At 46.0% G+C, this 476-nt stretch carries 1 pseudogene; it reads right to left on the reverse strand.

From position 1 onward, the window contains the following. Positions 1 to 476 (reverse strand): annotated as a pseudogene (locus MD535_RS25850) (diaminopimelate decarboxylase family protein); the annotation flags it as partial.

Below are 476 nucleotides of genomic sequence, written 5' to 3' on the forward strand. Positions count from 1 at the left end.
CGACCTAGGTGAGTGTGGAAACCGTAGAATTCAAATACATCGATTTCTTTCACGCGGTTAACAATCTTCTTCGCTTCTTCTTTAAGAAGGCCGAATTTGATCCATTTCATCGCGCCGATGAAGTTAGGGAACGGGTATGCGTCTGGTTCGAAGTCGTTGAAGAAATCTTCAGGGATCACTTTTAGACGAACCGCGATGCGAACTTTTTCAGTTGGCTTCACTTCGCGAGCGATGCGCTCAACGATTTCAATTTCTTCATAAGAATCTAGGTGAACCGCGTAGCCGTATTCAATGGCTTTACGGATAGCAAGCTCAGGCTTAACCGTACCGTTAAGTGCGATCGTTTTTGGATCGGCACCTGCGTAGTGAGTCGCTTCCACTTCACCAGGACCAAAACAGTCACCGCCTACGCCTTCTTCGTTACAAATAGCACGAACCGCGAAGTTAGTGTTTGATTTGATAGCAAACATAACGTT

The organism is Vibrio qingdaonensis, assembly GCF_026191675.1.
GTDB classification, from domain to species: domain Bacteria; phylum Pseudomonadota; class Gammaproteobacteria; order Enterobacterales; family Vibrionaceae; genus Vibrio; species Vibrio qingdaonensis.